Source organism: Streptomyces roseicoloratus, assembly GCF_004117935.1.
Classification (GTDB): Bacteria; Actinomycetota; Actinomycetes; order Streptomycetales; family Streptomycetaceae; genus Streptomyces; species Streptomyces roseicoloratus.
On sequence record NZ_SDOY01000105.1, the window covers coordinates 1 to 17,216 of the forward strand.

At 69.6% G+C, this 17,216-nt stretch carries 11 protein-coding genes and 3 pseudogenes; 7 read left to right on the top strand and 7 right to left on the bottom strand.

Annotated elements, in window-relative coordinates:
• Positions 1-380, bottom strand: a 380-nt coding sequence (locus ESG85_RS11740) for a transposase family protein (protein WP_164986195.1), incomplete at its 3' end; no start/stop codon positions are given.
• A gap of 110 nt (positions 381-490) precedes the next feature.
• Between ESG85_RS11740 and ESG85_RS11745 the strand changes: the two genes are divergently transcribed.
• Positions 491-1,429 (top strand): MAB_1171c family putative transporter, encoded by a 939-nt coding sequence (locus ESG85_RS11745; RefSeq protein ID WP_342781227.1) that lies wholly within the window; start codon positions 491-493, stop codon positions 1,427-1,429.
• Positions 1,417-2,640, top strand: a complete 1,224-nt coding sequence (locus ESG85_RS11750; RefSeq protein ID WP_128978237.1) for a metal-dependent hydrolase family protein — start codon at positions 1,417-1,419, stop codon at positions 2,638-2,640. Before ESG85_RS11745 ends, ESG85_RS11750 begins: the two co-directional genes overlap by 13 nt.
• A 433-nt stretch (positions 2,641-3,073) precedes the next feature.
• Here ESG85_RS11750 and ESG85_RS11755 read toward each other — a convergent pair whose 3' ends face one another.
• The 5 genes and pseudogenes from ESG85_RS11755 to ESG85_RS36900 all read right to left on the bottom strand — a co-directional run.
• Entirely contained in the window at positions 3,074-4,387 is a 1,314-nt protein-coding gene (locus ESG85_RS11755; protein ID WP_128978239.1) for a TIGR02679 family protein, read from the bottom strand.
• A complete protein-coding gene (locus tag ESG85_RS11760) occupies positions 4,384-8,517 on the bottom strand; it encodes a TIGR02680 family protein (RefSeq protein WP_128978241.1) in 4,134 nt (1,377 codons plus the stop codon). The genes ESG85_RS11755 and ESG85_RS11760 overlap by 4 nt, the downstream gene beginning before the upstream one ends.
• Positions 8,514-9,827: a TIGR02678 family protein gene (locus ESG85_RS11765; protein ID WP_128978243.1), complete on the bottom strand. Its 1,314-nt coding sequence runs from the start codon at positions 9,825-9,827 to the stop codon at positions 8,514-8,516. Before ESG85_RS11765 ends, ESG85_RS11760 begins: the two co-directional genes overlap by 4 nt.
• Positions 9,824-11,380, bottom strand: a complete 1,557-nt coding sequence (locus ESG85_RS11770; protein ID WP_128978245.1) for a TIGR02677 family protein — start codon at positions 11,378-11,380, stop codon at positions 9,824-9,826. Before ESG85_RS11770 ends, ESG85_RS11765 begins: the two co-directional genes overlap by 4 nt.
• A 271-nt stretch (positions 11,381-11,651) precedes the next feature.
• Positions 11,652-11,753, bottom strand: a pseudogene (locus ESG85_RS36900) (helix-turn-helix domain-containing protein); the annotation flags it as partial.
• 244 nt (positions 11,754-11,997) lie between these two features.
• Here ESG85_RS36900 and ESG85_RS11785 point away from each other — a divergent pair.
• Positions 11,998-12,084 (top strand): annotated as a pseudogene (locus tag ESG85_RS11785) (IS5/IS1182 family transposase); the annotation flags it as partial.
• Positions 12,085-12,126: 42 nt separating this feature from the next.
• On the opposite strand, the gene ESG85_RS11790 reads toward ESG85_RS11785, so the two are convergent.
• Positions 12,127-14,397, bottom strand: coding sequence for a LamG domain-containing protein (locus ESG85_RS11790; protein ID WP_128978247.1), 2,271 nt, complete (start codon positions 14,395-14,397; stop codon positions 12,127-12,129).
• Between the two features lie 264 nt (positions 14,398-14,661).
• Here ESG85_RS11790 and ESG85_RS11795 point away from each other — a divergent pair.
• The 4 genes and pseudogenes from ESG85_RS11795 (at position 14,662) to ESG85_RS11805 (ending at position 16,564) form a co-directional block, all read left to right on the top strand.
• Positions 14,662-15,353, top strand: a pseudogene (locus ESG85_RS11795) (transposase).
• Between the two features lie 52 nt (positions 15,354-15,405).
• Positions 15,406-15,786: a hypothetical protein gene (locus ESG85_RS11800; RefSeq protein ID WP_128978248.1), complete on the top strand. Its 381-nt coding sequence runs from the start codon at positions 15,406-15,408 to the stop codon at positions 15,784-15,786.
• Positions 15,783-16,025 carry a hypothetical protein gene (locus ESG85_RS34940; protein WP_164986225.1) on the top strand — a complete coding sequence of 81 codons (243 nt, stop codon included), beginning with the start codon at positions 15,783-15,785 and terminating at the stop codon, positions 16,023-16,025. Before ESG85_RS11800 ends, ESG85_RS34940 begins: the two co-directional genes overlap by 4 nt.
• 5 nt (positions 16,026-16,030) lie before the next feature.
• Positions 16,031-16,564: a hypothetical protein gene (locus ESG85_RS11805; protein WP_128978250.1), complete on the top strand. Its 534-nt coding sequence runs from the start codon at positions 16,031-16,033 to the stop codon at positions 16,562-16,564.
• The last annotated feature ends 652 nt before the right edge of the window (positions 16,565-17,216 follow it).

Below are 17,216 nucleotides of genomic sequence, written 5' to 3' on the forward strand. Positions count from 1 at the left end.
CCGTGCCTCTTGTGCTTCCCCGAGTAGTAGGGCTGGTCCGCGGCGATCCGGTCGATCGGCAGCAAGGTCCCGTCCAGCAGCACGAACGCCTTCGACGATGCGGCCCGGACCGCCTCCGCGAGAGTCGGCGCGAGAGCGGCCAGGACCTCGACGGCCTCGGTGATGTACCGGTACGCGGTCGTCGTCCCGATGCCGAACCCGGCCGCCAGCTGGGCATACGGGTGGCCGTTGCGGAGATGGGCAAGAGTGAGCAGCGCCTGCCGGCCGGCACTCAGGCGCCGCCAGCGGGTACCGAGCTCCCGGCGGCGCTGACGGAGCTTGGCGGACAGGAAGCGCAGGGCGGAGCTGGACACGTCGACGCCCGACGGGTAGACAAGCACACGAAGCCTCTGGTGGAGACGGATTTCTTAGTCGAAAACCCATCTACCAGGGGCTTCACCCGTCTGTCAGCCCAACCGCCCCTCCTGGCCGACAGGTTGGAAAGAGCTCACTGCTTCTCAGCCTTGTCTACTTCCTGCAATGCGTCTTCCTCTATTCGGCATCGGCTCGCTTGGCGGGTAACAAGCGCGCACGACGGGAACTGATCCCCCTGGCCTCCGCCATCGGTTTCGCCACATTGGCCATGGCCATCACACCGGGGCCAGAACGCGCCCATACGTACGCGACGGCGAACATGCGCGAACCGGGGGTCGCTCTCTTCTACCTCGCGGCAGGTCTGTACCTCGTCTACGGGCTGGTCCTGGCACTGTGGTGGACATCGCGCTACATACAGGTGTCGAACGAGCCACTGCGCACCGGGTTGCGGCTCGTGGCGGCAGCGTTGACCGCCATGGTACTGATGGGGTCGCTTCGCGAGATACTCACCGTGATGCGCTGGGCCGACGGATCCGTACCAGCGTCCCTCATAGCGGGAGCGAAGCTGCTCCTGGATCTCGCAATCCCGCTGTTCGTCGCGGGGATCCTCTATCCCGCGGCCACCACGCGCTGGATGACCGGCCGCCTGTGGGCACATCGTCGTCGGATGTACCGGCGGCTGACACCGCTGTGGACGGCTCTGCACGAGGCCTTCCCTGAGGACTCCCTGCACCGCACGCCGACAGGAGGCTGGCGCGACGCGCTGCGCGTCCGTGGGATTCACCGCCGGTACTACCGGCGCGCCATCGAGTGCCGGGACGGTCTCGTACGGATCAGCCCCTACCTCGCAGAGCTGGAGGCTCCGACGGAATCCTCGGCCGCACTCCCACCAGGACGAGCAGCGGTACACCTTCGCCAGGCGCTGGCCGCGTACGCGGCGGGAGCACCGGTACCAGGACGAGCCATCGCCGTGGCCCTGCCCGGAGGAAACGACCTCGACGACGACGTGAGACAGCTCGTGGCACTCTCCGACGCGCTACGGACTTACCAGGAAGGCACAGGATGCACACCGTGATTTCGGCGGAGCGGATGGTCTCCGGCCCCGGCGGGAGGGAGGTCCTCGATGGGGCGGTGTGCGTCCGGCAGGGCGTGATCGTGGCCGCGGGGCCGCGCGCGGAGGTCGAGGCGCTGGTCGAACCTGCGGTTCCCCGCGTCCACTTCCCCGAAGGAACGTTGCTGCCCGGGCTCATCGACGCCCACGTCCACCTCGCACTCGACGCAGGCCCCGATCCCGTGGAGACCCTGCGGGCTTCGTCCGACGCCGACCTGTACGGCGGGATGGCCGTGCGCTCGGCACAGCTCCTCGCCACAGGAGTGACGACCGTACGCGATCTCGGCGACAGGGGAGGACTGGCCGTCCGCCTACGGGACGAGATTACGGCCGGGCGGCTGCCAGGACCGCGCATCCTCACCGCCGGGACACCTCTGACCGCGCCCGGCGGACACTGTTGGTTCCTCGGCGGGGAGGTCGAAGGCGAAGGCGCGATCCGCGCCGCAGTACGCCGCAACGCGGCAAGCGGTGTCGACCTCATCAAGGTGATGGCCACCGGAGGGGGCATCACCAAGGGCGGACCGCCTGTCTGGCAGGCCCAGTTCACCCCGCGTGAGATGCGCGTCATCGTGGAAGAGGCCCGCAGGGCCGGGCTTCCGGTGGCCGCCCACGCACACGGCACGGAGGGCATCGCGGCCGCTGTGGCCGCCGGGGTCGACAGCGTCGAGCACTGCACTTGGATGGCCCGCGACGGATTCGACGTACGCAAAGACGTGGTGGCCGCCATGGTCGACCACGGCACCGCAGTCTGCCCTGCCGCCAGTCCCGACTGGAGGGGCTTCGCGGAGCGCGTCGGCCTGGAGCGGGCCGAGGAGATGTTCGGGCGCATCCGGTGGATGACGGAGAACGGGGTCCCGCTCCTGCCCGGGACCGACGCCGGTGTGCCCCGCGCCGTTTTCGACGGCTTCGTCTCCAGCCTGGAGTTCTTCGAGCACATCGGGATGACCCCGGCCGAGATCATCGACCTTGCCACGGCAGGAGCGGCGGAAGCCCTGGGTATCGCACACGACACCGGCCGACTCGCCCCCGGCCACCGCGCCGACCTCCTCGTCGTGGACGGCAACCCGCTGACCGACCTGTCAGCCCTGCGCTCGGTCCGCCTGGTCCTGGCCCGAGGCCGACCGTTGGGCCCTGAGATCGCACTTTCCCTCCCGGCCGACGGCCAGGACAGGTAAGGCACGCCACCGGCGCACCACGTCCTGGCCCACGCTGGCTCCGCCGCCGACATCCCGGACCGGTGGTGCAGGCGGCCAGGCGCGACCTTGCCTCCCGGGCGCCGGCGCGGCGGTCGGCTGATCGCTCGTCCACTTCGGAACACCGGCGCAGGTGCCTCGGGTCAGACCTTCTCGGGCATCACCCGCGGGTGCTCCGCCACGAGCATTCGTATGTCCGCCACGTACGCACTCTCGCGCTTCCACCCGTTGTACAGGGTGAGCACACCGAAGGAGCGGCCCGGATCCAGCAAATCCCAGGTCAGAGCCCCTACTTCACCGGCTCCAGAATCGCCACGCACTGCACATGATGCGTCATCGGAAAGATGGCACGCGAAACGGCAGTCGGCAGAGTCATGGTCAGCGCCACTCGGTCGCTGGGAGCGTCAAATGAGCGTCACGGACAGCCAGCGGGATGCTCCTGGCGAGCCGCAGCAGCGAGATCTTCCAGCAGCACATCGGCTACCAGCTCTTCGACCACGGCGATGTCGTGCTCCGCCATGGCTTCGGCCAGCTCGGGATCCCACGGTGCTTCGGTGACGCGCCCCGGTTGAGGACCGTGCGCGTTGCGGACGATCGCGGATCGGTAGTCCGCCGCCGTCATGCGCCAGGGGTGCGCCCCTGTTTTCTCCATGACGTATGCGGCAATGCGGATGCCTTCGCCATCGAAGTCACCGTGGTAACGGAGAGCAGCGCCTCGGTCCGCGAGTAGGCGCAGGAGCTGGATAGCTGCGCTGTTGGGCCAGCCGGACGTGCAGACAAGTGGCGGGCAGTTGTTGCCGAAGCGACGGAGGGCTAGAGCCAAGATGCTGGGGTTCTCCACGACGTGGACGAGGGATGGGGCAAGGGCGGCGGGCAGGGTCACCTCGCCCGGGTTCCTGACCTGGGCGAGGGTCAGGCTGGCGGCCTGACCAGCCTCGGTGCACAGACGGGCCACACGGGCGAGAAGGCCGTCGCCGCCGGGGCGCAGTCCGCCGGCGATGACGGTGGCGGACAGCTCGTCGTCGGCGACGCCGGCGCGGGACCACAGGGCGCGCCGTTCCGCTGCGGATTGCGGTGGAGCAATGTCGTACAGAGTCGCCAGGGCACGCAGGACGAGGGTGGAGACGGGTGCGCCGTCGTCGAGAGCGTGCGCGTGGCCGTTGAGGACTCGGGCGGCGAAGACGGGCAGGGGTTCGGCCTGGCGCGGTAGTTCGGCGAGCACCTTGAGCGCGTCGGTGAGGAGCGTACGGGTACGTTCCGCCGAGCCGCCGACCAGTCCCGCGGCTCGACAGGACGCAGCCCAGTCGGCGAGCACCGGTTGCGCCCGTACCGTGTCGTGACCAGCCAGCCAGGTCCACAGATCGGCGCGTTCGCCCTCCTGGCGGCGGCGTTCACCGGCTCTGTCACCGAGTGGGCCGATGAGCTCGGCGACGACTTCTCGTACGGTGCGGCCGGAGAGTTCGGTGACTGCCTCCTCCAGGCGGGCCAGGGCGACGGAGGGCCGGGGGTCCGGCAGGCGGTCCAGGCCGAGGAGGTCCGCGAGGGCTTCGCGCTGGGTCTCGTCCAGCGGTCCGAGGCGTACGCGTGTGACGGGGCGGCCGGAGGAGAGACGGTCGTGGATCGTCTGCCAGACAGGACGGAGTTCGGGGCGGCGAAGGGTCGCGTCACCCGACGCGAGATGCTCCCGAGAGGTCGTCCCGCCGGACACAGGGTGGTCTCGCAAGGTCACCCTTCCTCCATTCCGGTGCCGTTCCAGACGAAGCGCGCGCTGGTGACGGCGTCGTCTCCGTCGGTCAGGAGTTGGTGGACGGCGATGCCGGGCAGTTCCCTGTAGTTTCCCCACTCGTGGTCGGAGGTGATCATGAGGTCCAGGTCGAGTGCGGTGAGCAGGGCGAAGACCTGTCCGCGGTTGACGGTGTCGACGCCTACGAAGACCTCGTCGAGGAGGATCGGGCGGGGGGCCAGGGGCACGTCCTCGTAGTGGGCGGCGACGGCGGCGAACAGGGGCAGGTGCAGGGCGATGGCTTTCTCCCCGCCGGAGAGCGCGCCGTGCAGCCGCTTGGTCAGGGGCTGCAAGCCGCTCCCGTCCGCCCGGTCGAGGCGGACGGTGAAGGTGTGCCAGGCGGTGTAGTCGAGCACCTCGCCGAGGTGCTCCTCCCAGCTCGCGGCCGTATCGCTGCCCTTGGCCTCCTCGATGCGGGCACGGAAGAAGGCGTGCAGGGCCTCCCGGTCGGACTCGGTGACCCGACCGGGGTCCTTCAGGAGCAGCTGGCGGGCGGTGCGGGTGCTGTCGGGGAGGTCCGGGCGGACGTCCCAGACGAGCTGGACGGCGACGTTGGAGGCGGTACGGACCCGCTCCAGGTGCCCGTTCATGTGCGCGACGAGTTCACCGGCCCGGCGGATGCGGGCGGCGAGGTGGCGGCGGATGTCACCGGTGAGGATCTGGTCGAAGAGGCGCCGTTCGGCGGTGCTGATGTCGTCGCGGCTGCGGTCGCGCTCCTGCGTGAGCGCGGCGAGCAGACCGGTCGACCCGACGCGGACGCCCTCCAGGGTGGCGGTGAAAAGCTGGATGTCGTCGTCGGGCTCGAGCTCCAGGTCGGCGCGGACGCCGAGGTGGCGGCGGGCCTCGTGGACGGCTTCGGAGAGGCGGGTGGCGGCGTCGCCGAGGTGGCGCGGGGCGTGCGGGACCTGGGGCCACCGTGCCGCCATGGCGCGCGCGACCTCCAGAGTGGCCTTGGTGCCGTCCCCGGCGTCGAGTTCGGGTACGACGCCCGCGTCCTCGGCCAGACCCACCAGGCACAGGTGCCGGAACCGCCGCGCCGCGCCGTCGCGGGCCTCGACTGCCTTCTCCTGCCGGTCGGCGTCCTGGCCGCTGGTGGCCCGCAGCTCTCCGATGCGGCCTTCCAGGCCCAGGAGGAGCTCGGCTGCCTGGCGGGCTTCCTTGCCGCAGCGGACCCGTTCGGCACGGGTCTCCGCAACGCACGCGACGATCTGCCGGTAGTCCGCGCCGACCGTCTCCTCCACCGCCTCCAGGCGTGCCGTCATACCAGCCGCCTTCGCTTCCGCAGCGGCCGCGTCGGCGGCCTGCTTCTCGGCGAGAAGGCGTGACCGGTCCGCCCGTGCGGCCGTCTCCGTAGCCCTTTCAGCGGCCGCGATCGCGTCGATGCGGGCGTCCGTCCAGGTATCGGCGAGGTCGCGGAACCTCTCCACGTCGCGGCCGAGTTCCCGCAGCCGGTCGCGGTCCGTGGGCAGTCCGTGTTCGGCGGCCCTACGGCTCAGCGTGCGCAGCGCGCCGGCCACGGCACCCTCGCGTACGGCCAGATGCTCCGTCGCGTCGCGCACGGCGTCGTCCCGGGCGGCCACCTTCTCCTCGGCCCGGTCCCAGTCTCGTCGGCAGGCGTCGAGTTCGCGGTGGTCCGGCCGGGCGGCGCGGTCGTCCGCCAGCCGGGCGGCGCGGGCCCCGAGTTCCCGCAGCCGGTCGGCGAGGGTGGCCAGGGAGGCGTTCTTCTCGGCGATCAGCTCGGTCAGTTCGGCGATCTCACGCTGCTTGGCCCGCTGCCGGGCGAGGGCTCCGATGTGGGCGGGCTCCGGCTTGCTCCAGGAACCCGTGGCCGGCGCGAGGCGCCAGGCGCCGTCGGAGGAGACTGCCGCAGGGTGCCCGCCGGGCAGGGTGGTGCCATACGCGATGCCGGCGAGGATACGGGTCACCGTGCCGGCCGGTACGGGGATGTCCTCCTCGGGCCTCAGCACGTCCAGCAGGCTGGAGCCGGGGGCGGTCGTGGCAAGACCGGCCTCGACACGGGTGTCGTGCCCAGGAAGGGTGAGCCCTTCGGATGCGCTCACCCACGCGTCCAGGAGGCCCGACGCCTCCAGTGCCGCTTCCACCGCGGCCTGTACGGGGAGCGGGACGTCCTCGTGGAAGGCGATCAGCCGCCACAGCGGCGCGCCCGCCGCAGCCGTGCGGACGGTGGTGCGGGTGGGTGGAGCGACGGGCTGGAGATCGGTCTCGCCGCTGAGCTTGCGCCTCCGCGCGACGAGCAGGTCCCGTTCCTGCTCCAATCCCTGTTGCGCCGTGCGGACTCCTGCCCGCTCCGTCGTGATCTCCTGGTCCAGCGGTCGTGCGACCGTTTCGACCAGCTCACGCACGTCTGCCTCGACGGCCGCCCTGGCGGCCAGTTCATCGAGGTCGGGGATGCGCAGCTCCGCGCAGTCCCGGGCCCAGGCAAGCAGCCGTTCCGTCTGGGCGGCGAGGGCGTCGTCTCTGGCGGTGGCGGCCGCGTCGCGGTGGGCGATCGCGTCCGCGAGCCGGGTGCGGGCCTCGTCCAGCAGGCCCTCGGCGGTTCCCCGGTCGCGTACCGCCCGGTCGTGGGCGTCGATCGCGTCGGTGATGTCGGCGACCTGCTCCCGTCGGGCGGTGACCGCGCCCCGGAGCAGCCGACGGGCGGCGGTGCCAGGCGCATCGGACCGCCTGCTCCCCGGCCTGACCGGGGTGTTCGCCGTCCCGTTGCCGAGGGACTTCGCTTCCCCTTCCGCGTCCAGAATCGTCTTCACCTCGTGGTGAATGGACTCCATGCCTGCGGACCGGGCCGAGCGGTGTGCCTCGTCCGCGGTCGCGCGGGCGTGCTCATCACGCGAGCGGGCGTGGCCCGCGAGCTCGTCGGCGTGCTTCCGGTCCTCCTCCGCCTCGGTCTCGGCGGACCGGGCGGCGGTACGCAGCTTCGCGGCGGCCGCGACCTGTTCCTCGGTGCCGCGGCGGAGCCGGTCGAGCTCCTCCCCCTTCTGGTAGGCGTCGCTCTCCCGAAGCCCTTCGATGATCTCGTCCAAGGCGTGCGCCCGTAGTTCCAGTTCCTCGCGCAGGGCCAGGGTGGAGGCGCGCTCCTCGCACGCCTTCTCGTACTCCTCGGCGCTGACGCGGGCGTCCCGTGTGAGGTCGTCCATCTCGGTGGTCGCGGAGATCAGCGCTGCCGCGCCGGCCCGCAGGACCCGACGGGCGTAGGCGCGCTGCCGGGAGGCGACGTTCTCGGCGGCCGTCACCTCGGCGTCGAGCCGGTCGAGGTGGTCCCGCTGCCGGTCCAGGCGCTCGAAGCCCTCGGCGAGCTCGGTGATCTCTCCTTCGCCGAGCGGGGGCAGTGCCCGGGACAGCAGGGTGGACAGGAGGGAGGGGTCGAGCCGTTCGGACAGCTTGGGCTGGCGGAGCTGGAGCAAGGCGGAGAGCAGGGACTCGTACCGCTGCTCACCCATGCCCGCGAAGAGTTCGCGCCGCACGGTTGTGCGGTAGTCGACGGCTGACGGATGCACCTCGCCGCGGTCGCGCAGGGCTTCGGCGAGGGCCGCCTTGGTCAGGGGCTGTCCGGTGTCGTTGACGAGGCGGACCCCGTCGGGGTGGGCGATCCGGGCGGTGGTGGTGAAGTAGTCGGCGTGCGCCGTGGTGGTGTGCACGCTCGCGTGCAGGCGGGCTCCGCAGCCGAACCAGTGCTCGGCGCCGTCGTCTCCGACGCGGCGGAACTCCATCCACACATACCCCACACGGGTCTTTCCGGACGCTCCCTGGCCGAGCAGGTTCCAGTGCATCGTGCGCTCCGAACCGCCGAACGTGGAGAGGCGGTTGGGGCGGAGACTGGCGTCGAAGAGGAAGGGGAGCAGCAGTTCCAGGGCCTTGGACTTGCCAGTGCCGTTCTGACCGCGCAGCAGCAAGCGACCCTGGTGGAAGGTGAAGGTCTCGTCGTAGTAGCGCCAGACGTTGAGGATGCCCGCGCGATGAGGCTGCCAGCGTCCGCGGCCGGTGTCCGCCTCGTCAACGGGCGACGGCTCGATGGTCTCTTCGGGCCGTCGCTGGAGGGGGAGTTCCGTCACGCTCACTGCTTGTCTCCTTCTCCGGCGCTGCCGGCGGCGGTCACGGCCGGCGGATCGTTCTTCGGAGCTGGGCCGGTGGTCTCCGTCAGGCGGTAGCGGTACGCGGCCGGTCGCGCGACGACACGGTCTCGGGCCCTGCCTGCCAGGCCGACGTCGAGCAGGATCCGTACGGCGTCATCGGCGAGGCGGGCCGGGCCTTCCTCCGACTGGTACGCCTTGGCCCAGCCCGGGAAGCGGCGCAGCAGATCCGCTCCGGCCTCGGCCAGCTGCTCGGGCAGCAGGCCCGCGGGCGTGGCGCAGAGCGGTGAGAGGAGGAGGAGCGCGGCGACTCGGGCTGTGGAGGTGTCGTCGGGGAAGCGGACGTCGGTGGCGATGGCGTCCGGGTCGACGAGGAGAAAGCCCTCTGCCCGTTCCTCCAGGAGGAAACCGGCCTGTTCGACAGAGCGGCGCAGGATCTGGCGTCCGGTCAAAGAGGTGACGTAGGCCAGCTCGTCATCGGCGAGGTCTGCCCGGTAGAGCACGGGGTCGTCGAAGAGGCGGCGCAGCACCGAGTGACGCAGCCGCAGGTTGCGCTGGGCGTCCGTGGTCGCGGCGGTCTCGGCGTGCGTGTCGTCGGCCGTCCCGTCGGCAGAAGCGCCTCCGTAGCGGCGCTCCCTGACCAGGCCGGCAAGGAGGTCCTCGAACCGCGCAGGCACCTCCTCCGGGGGCACGGCGAGCCGGGAGGCGCCGACCGGCGCAGTGGGCAGCCGCATGAGCAGTGTGTTGTCCACGCGATAGAGGACCTTCGCCTCCGCGGAGTCGACGTACGTCTCGGTCGTGCCGTCCACCGCACGCAGCACGTCGTACGACTCCAGCAGCTTCAGGACGTCGACGAACGCCATGCGCTCCGGCCGGCGGACCGGGTCGAACCCCGCCAGCGCGCGGTCGGCCGCCATGGCCTGGACGACGCGGTCGGCGAGCATGCCGATGGTCGTCATCGGCATGGACAGCAGCTCCGCGGCGGTCACGCACAGCAGGACGTATCGTCGGCGGTCGAACGGGGCCCGGCCGGAGCGCGCCCGGCGAGCGGGGCGGGAACCGTCGGGGTTGACGCGGACCTTGGCGAGGCGGGCGTAGCCCCGGCGGGGCTCCACGACCAGATTCCAGCCGCAGGTGTAGTCGAACCAACGAGCCAGCGGGTCACGACGGCGGCGCACCAGATCGAAACCGGTCGGGTCGGCTGCCTCGGTGAGCAGCGGGCGGGCCAGAAGGAGGCGGATGGCGCGGGCGACCTCCTCCCGTTCGGCGGAGGCCAGTTGGTTGGCGAGGGTGCTCATCCTGCGGTCTCCTGCCCCGTGGCGGCGCGGGCTGCCGGGAAGCCGATCGCCCCGCCCACGGCCGTGACGTGGATGAGGTAGTCCGGTCCTGCCATCGTCCCCTGCACGGTACGCAGTACGGCTGTGCGCCCGTCGGGGGGCGGCGACAGCGCCACCTCCACCCGGCCGTCGCCGGTCGTGGCCCGTCGCCGGCCACCCGCGTCCGGCCGGGCGGCCAGCGCCCGGCCCAGCAGGTCCAGGAGTCGGTCGAAGGCCGCGGGGTCGAGGGTGCTGAATGAGGACAGCCGTACCGGGCCGTCCGTCTCCAGCGCCTGCCAGGCGCGTGCCAGCTCCGCTCGCTCCGCCCGGGCCCGCTCGGCACGTTCCGCCCTGACCGCCGCGACGTTCCGCACCGTGGCCGTACGAGTGAAGCGTTCGGTCCGTCCGCTGGTCCTCAGCAGGGCTGACACCTGTACCGGCGGCGCCTCGGACCAGGAGTGGGACGAGGGGATCAGCTCCGGGTCCGGGTGGGCGAGGTGGGCATGGCGGGCCGGGCCGAGGCCGAAGGCGGCCGACCACAGCCGGTGCAGGTCCTCCTCGTTGGGAGCCGCAGCGAACCAGCGCGCGAGCTCCCGGAAGTCCTGTACGGCGCTGGAGGGGCGGCGCCGGGACTCGTTGATCCGCTCCAGCACCTGCAGGAGGGAGACGATGGCGCGCCGGGCGATGTCGTGCAGCTGCTCGATCCGGGGGCGCGCCCCGTCGTCCGGCAGGAACCAGGCCCTCAGCCCAGCCCAGCGCGCCCGCCGGCTCTCCAGCCAGCCGGCTGCCGGGTCCCCTCCAGGGGTCGGAGGCAGCTCGGCACCGCGCAGGGCCCGCTCACGCAACACCGCGATGCCCCGCTCCTCCACGCGGGCCACGGCGGCGGCCACCGTCTCGCCGCGCCGGTCGAGATTGACCAGGAACTCCTGGAGATAGGCGACGGTGGCGGCCTTCACCTCACGGAACACGTCCAGATCCACTCCTTCGGCGCGAAGGAGCCTCTGCAACTGGCCGTTGAAGGCCTTGGTGTTCTCCACCAGGCCCTCCAGATGACCTTCCAGCTCCCGCAGGGTGCTGAAGATCCGCCGGTCGGCCGCGGCAGGTTCACCGGACAGCACGGTCAGCTCGTCGAGCCGGTCGGCGATCGCCTCCAGCACCGCGGTCTGCAGCGCCCCTGTGGAGGCCAGTACCTCCAGGGCGTGTCGCACCCCGGCGAGCGCGGCCTCGCCCCGACGGGTCAGCGAGTAGTGCAGGTTGCGCCGCTCGTACTCCTCGGCCGTGCGGTAGTTTTGGGCGTGGTTGTGGACCACGTCGAGGAGTTCCCACTTCACCAGCCGCTTCAGCGTCTCGTGCAGTTCCTCGTCCTCGAGGTCCGAGACCCAGCCCACCGCACGCAGCCGCTCCCGTACGCCGTCGAGCCCGAGCGCGGTCTCCAGGTGCTCGCCGGCCACCCCGAAAGCCTCGAGCACGGCCCCGTTCAGGTCGGCGGTCTCCCCCGTGGTGAACCGGAACATCTCCGGCGGAACCCTGCGCATGCTGGTACGTCCCCTCCTCCGCCACCCCTGCGGCACTTCGGCGCCCACGTTAAGGGGCGGTCCGAGATCACGTTCTCGAGTCGCTGTCATCATTCTCATGGCAGTCACGGCCGAGGATTACTCCGTGCTCTCGAACGGGTAGACAAGGCTCTGCGCGCCCCGGATGCCGGAGACGATTACGTTGCTGCGCGGACGGTAGGGCAAGGGCTTCAACAATCCCTTCCCCGTCACCCTGACCAGCGGAGCCCGGCCCCGCCGCGACCAGGTCCGGCGGCCGCATCCCCTGCCCGAACATCTCCACAGCCTCGAAACGCACCGCCTCACGCCTCGCCCGCCCCACAGCGGTCAGACCGCCGCCATCCGCGTACCCCATGACGAGGATGCAGCACCGCCAACGACCGCTGTCACCCCACCCTTTCATTGGCCACCGATCGGGTGATGGCCTTGAAGCGCAACGAGCGAGGCCCCTGAGCTGTTGATCGAGATGTCTGACGTCTCCATCACGTTGCTCGGGGGCCTCGCCGTCCGTCACAGCGCGCGATGGTGGCACTGGTGCACCTGCGCGAGCACGATCCCGACTTCGTTCTGCTTGACGGCACCCCACAAACACCGGCGCGCCCCTACTGGAACTCACCCTCACCGAGAGGACCCTCAACCAGCCACTGGCCGCCGCGCGAGCGCCCGTCGAACGCGGCGTGCCCCGGTCGGATGTCTTCGGCCGGGGCACGCGGGGTTCGCCTACGGGATCAGGCGGCGGGCGTCAGGAAGTGGCAGTTGGCGGAGACGGGGTTGTTGTTGGTCGTCGCGTCGGCCGTCCGCACCCGCCAGCCGTAGCTGTGGCCGGGGGTGAGCGTCGGCACGGTGAGCGAGACGGCGCCCTGACCCTTGACCGTGGAGCTCTTCGAACCGGGCGTGCCCAGGCTCAGGATCTGGGTCGAGGTGGTGTTGTCCCACAGGGAGAACTCGGCCCACACGTCCTTGGACGGGTCGGGGTGCCGGACCGTCGCGGTGAGCGTCGGCGTGAGCGTGGCGGCGGTGCCGAAGGCGTTCCCGAAGAGGCCGCCGTCGTGCTGGTGGCAGCCCTGGGAGTTCATGCCCTCGACGAGGGGCATCGCGATGCTCTTGTCCGTGGGGGCCGCCATGGTCCCGGCGTACGAGGCGACCTGGTCGTCCCGCAGGGCGTAGGAGAAGGCCTCGGCCCGCTGGATGTGGCCCTTGAAGCCGGCGTTCCGCACGCCGCTGACGAGGTCACGGCCGACAACGAAGGGGCCGCTCGCGTTCCACCTAGCGGTGTGCGTAGTCTCGGCCTTCTTCGTGCCGTCGACGAAGAGGCTCACCTTGCCGGTGGAGGCGTCGTAGACGCCGGTGAGCCGGGTCCACTGACCCTTGACCGCACCGGGCGCGACGGCCTGGTCGATGTTCCAGCCGTCGGCGTCGGCCCTCGGCAGACCGAAGCGCCAGGAGTTGTCGCCCGCGTTGTAAAAGAGGATCATGCCGCTGACCCGGCTGCCGTCCTGGGACAGGACGGCGGACGTACCCGCGTCGGCGTCGAGCTTGGCCCAGGCGGAGACGGTGAAGCTGTGGCTGGTGTCGACGGCGGGAGCGCCGGCGACGATGGCCTCGTCCACCCGGCCGTCCATGTACAGGGCGCCGCCGTGCTCGGCCGTCCGCCAGTCGCTCGTACCGTCACCGCTCGCGCCGTTCAGCGAGGTCGTCGGGCCGCTCGTCGCCGTGGCGCTGCCGTCGAGCTTCCAGGAGACGACGGGGCCGCCCTGGGTGTAGCCGTAGACCGGGGTGTGGTCGGAGTATGCGTCGGCGTCGGCCTTGCAGTTCCGCTTGATCCGATTACACTCCGCCTGCGCAGTGACGCTGACCAGGTAGTTCGTGCGGTCGCCGAACTCCATCCGGGAGTCGCAGCCGGTGAAGCCCCCGGTCGAGAAGAGGTAGTCGATCTTGGACGAGGTCATGGTGTACGACGTGAGGCCGCCGTTACCGTCCGTTTCCTCGCCGACTCGGGTGAGCTTCGTGTGCTCGTTTGCGGCGTCGCCGGGCAGGTAAGATCGCTGGTCGCACTCCGCCATCAGGTCGTAGAGCGGCTTGAGCCTCGCCTGGTCGCTGGTGTTGAAGTCGCCGCCCAGGACCACGGACGGGAACTTCATGACGACCTGCTCGACGATCTTGAGCTGCTGCTGGTAGTAGGCCTCGGCCGTCGCCGACGAGATCGGGACCTCCCAGTCCGCCTGCTCCGGATTGTTCGGGTCCCTCTGCTTCTTCGTGTCCTCGTGGAAGTTGGAGATGTGCGTGCTGCACACGTGGCTTTCCCAGCCCTCCACCTCGACGCAGAGGATATTGCTACTGCTCATGGAGAGGCCGGTGCCGACAGGAGTCTCGAAGTCGTCTTCCGACCGCCAGGTGATCTTTCCCCTGACCGCGATGGCGTTGCTCAGCGTGCCGGTCAGGTAATCGGTGCGGCAGTCCGAGCCCTCGGAATCGATGAGCTCGGGGTCCCTGCGCTCGGGCTCCCTGTACTCGTCGCTGGGCCGGGTCACACCCGCCGAGGCGAAGCTCCACCCCTGCGAGGAGAGGTCCGGGTCCTCGGAGATGAGCCGCTTGAGTTCATCGACATGGCTCTTTCCCGTGGTTTTCCCCGGAGTGCTGCCGGCGCAGACCTCCTGGAGCATCACGGCGTTGAGGTTGCGCTCCTTGATAAGCCTGACGACGCCCTCCATCTTCTTGGTGGGGCCGGAGCCGTCGAACTTCGCGAAACCCTTGTTGTCGTACTCCCCGGTGGCGACGCCGTTCCGCCAGGGACAGTACCCGGCATCGGAGGCGGTCCCACCGCCCGCCTCCCCGCACATGTTCCAGGTCGCCGCGCGCACCGACTCGCGGGTGTAGCCGGTAGCCGTCGCGTCCCCGGGGACGAGGGCCGTGGCGGGCGTCGCCTGGCCCCCGACGAGGAGGACGGCGGCCAGGGCGGGCGCGCACGCGTGCAGCCATCGGGCCGCAAATCTTCTCATGTCAACTCACAAGCGGACGTATGGGTGTCCGCGTCCCCCCGCCCTGGAGGCCAGGGCAGCCCCAGGACTATAAGGAACCCGCTCCTGGATGAATGAGCTTCTTCGCTGGCCTCCGATCGGGTGATGGTCCATGAAGCGCAACAGGCGAGGCCCCCGGGCTGTTGATCGAGATGTCTGACGTCTCAATCACGCTGCTCGGGGGCCTCGTTGATCATCCATCCTGCCGCACTCGACCTGCCGCATGCACTCGTGGAGTAGGTCACCATGCTGATCGTCACCCGTGAGGGCGGCCGGCGCTGCAAGCTCCGCCCGTCACAGCGCGCGATGGTGGCACTGGTGTACCTGCGCGAACACACCACCGTGGCGAAGATTGCCGCCGGGTTCGGGATCAGCGAGTCCACCGCCCATGCCTACACCCGCGCGGTCGTCGACCTTCTCGCCACCCGTGCACCGGGCCTGCTCAAGACGCTGCGCGACCACGAACCCGACTTCGTCCTGCTCGACGGCACTCTCGCCGAATGCGACCGGGTCGGCGACGGCCGGGCCGACTACTCCCACAAACACCGACGCCACGGCGTGAACGTGCAGATCGTCACCGACCCCGGCGGCGGCTGCTGTGGCTCTCGCCCGCCCTGCCGGGCCGCACCCCCGACCTGACCGCTGCCCGCACCCATCGGATCATCCAGATCTGCGAGCGCCAGGGCGTTCCGATCGTGGCCGATCTCGCTTACCAGGGCGCCGGTCCGTGGCTGACCACGGGCATCAAACGCAAGCCCCTGCGGGAACTGACCCCCACCGACAAGACCCGCAACCGTGCCCTGGCCGGGGCACGCGCACCCGTCGAACGCGGCGTCGCCCGCCTGAAGTCCTGGCGGATCTTCCGCAGGGCCCGTTGCAGCCCCAACCGCATGACGTCAATCGCCAAGGCAGTCCTCACCCTTGAGCTGCAACGCTGAAGAAGCTCACTGAGCGAAGCGGGTACTGAAGGCCGTCGAGCGTGCCTGGTCCATGTACTGCAAGCGGGAAGACGACGTCCGCTGGTCCGCAGGCATGCTGATGCGTTCGGAAAACGACGCGAATGCGATGGCCAAGTACACGCAGGAATTTAACGACTGGCAGCGGCAGACCGACACGGCAAAGGCGACGAAGAAGGCGGACGTGGAGGCTCCGGCCGCCAAGCAGGCCGACAGCGGAGGCAGTGGTGACTCCGGTGGGGGTGGCTCCGGAGGCGGAGGCGGCTCGGGAGGCGGAGGGGATATCAACTCCCGAGGTGAGAGCCGCACGGTGCCCATTGTCGAGGTCGACAGGGCCTCGGCCCGCCGGGTACCGGTGTTCGCCGCGCTGGGCAGGAGTGCCAAACACAGCGGCCGGACATATGTCGGGCGATGAACATGAGGACCGGTGACACCGTGCTGGCGTCGTCCGGCGGCGGCCATTGTGCTGAGGGGAACGCTCTCAAGGCTCTCGGTGGTAGCTTGTCGGAGCTCATATTCATGGACGCCCACCAGGTCAAGCGTGTGGACGGCGTTCTTAAGCCCAAAATCAAACCGGTTTGCACCAATTTCCAGACCAACTATTCTCCGGAGAACTTTGTGCCCGGAATTCAGGCCGACAAGGGCGGAGCGTAGGGACGATGACGCATCAATTGGATCTCGTTGAGATGGAGATCCGACGTCATGACTGGAGCGCGATGCTCTGTGGTTGTGGCGAGTCCGGCGGGCACCTCCCGGCCCTGCTCCTCGAGCTGGCGGCACAGACGGGGGCGGGTGCCGGCATCGACTATGAAGGGGTCGCCCGGCATGTCGTCTCCCCTGCCGACATGTTCCTGGAGCCGACCCCTCCGGTGGTCGCGGTCATCATGGCGGTACTGGCATCGAAGACCTCTGGGTATGCCCGTGTCGCCTACCTCGAGATGCTGTTGTCCATCCTGTCGGCGGACGCTCAGGAACCCCTTCCTGCTCTGGAAGGGCGTGATGTGGCGGCTGAATGCGAGGCCGAGGTCCGACGAGGCCTGTGGGCTTTGTACGCGGAAGTGCTGTCCAGTAAATCCATTGATGCGCGCAGCCACGCGTACGAGATCCTCACCCTGATCGAGGAGGACGAAGAACGCGTCGAGCGACTTCAGGAAACTGCAGGTGAAAGGCTGCCCTGGGACCTGCGTTCCTGAATAGCTGATCGGAACGAAAAAGGGTCCCGACAGGTGTCGCGGATGACGTTCGGGAGTATATCGATACCGCCCTGCGCATCGAACGGGACGGAATGGCCTCTCACCATGAGAAGTTGGAACTCCCGAACGAGATGCTCGAATTCGGGGAGGTCGAAGAGAATACCAACGAATCGGGCATCTCGCATCTCCTGTCTGCGATCCTGGCCTGTAGCGAGACCCCTGGCGGATTGACGGGCGAAGTCCCTTATGGCGTGCTTTCGTTCTACTGTGAGGGAATTCTCAACCGGGAGGAAATTCCGGAGTGGACCTTGGAGTCGGGGGCAGTAAACGGGAAGTGCGTCGCCACCATCGAGTTCCAGAAATGCAAGATCTCGGAATACCTGAACCACTCCCACTATTGCTGTCCGTCTAAATCCGTGGGGTCAAGGCAACTCCACGACGAAAAAGGCCCCGCACCTTGCAGGTTCGAGGCCTTTGGCTTGCCGTCGCCCGGAGCGTCGTCCCAAGGCGGCCATTGTGCGGGTGGGCGGCCGCCTTGGAAGAGTTCCGCCGTACCTTTTTCCTACACTGAGGCTTTTCCATCATCGGTCTAAGCTGGCCAAATGCAGTGTGAGCACGGCTTGGACGAGGCCGGTGATCCGGGTGGTCGAGC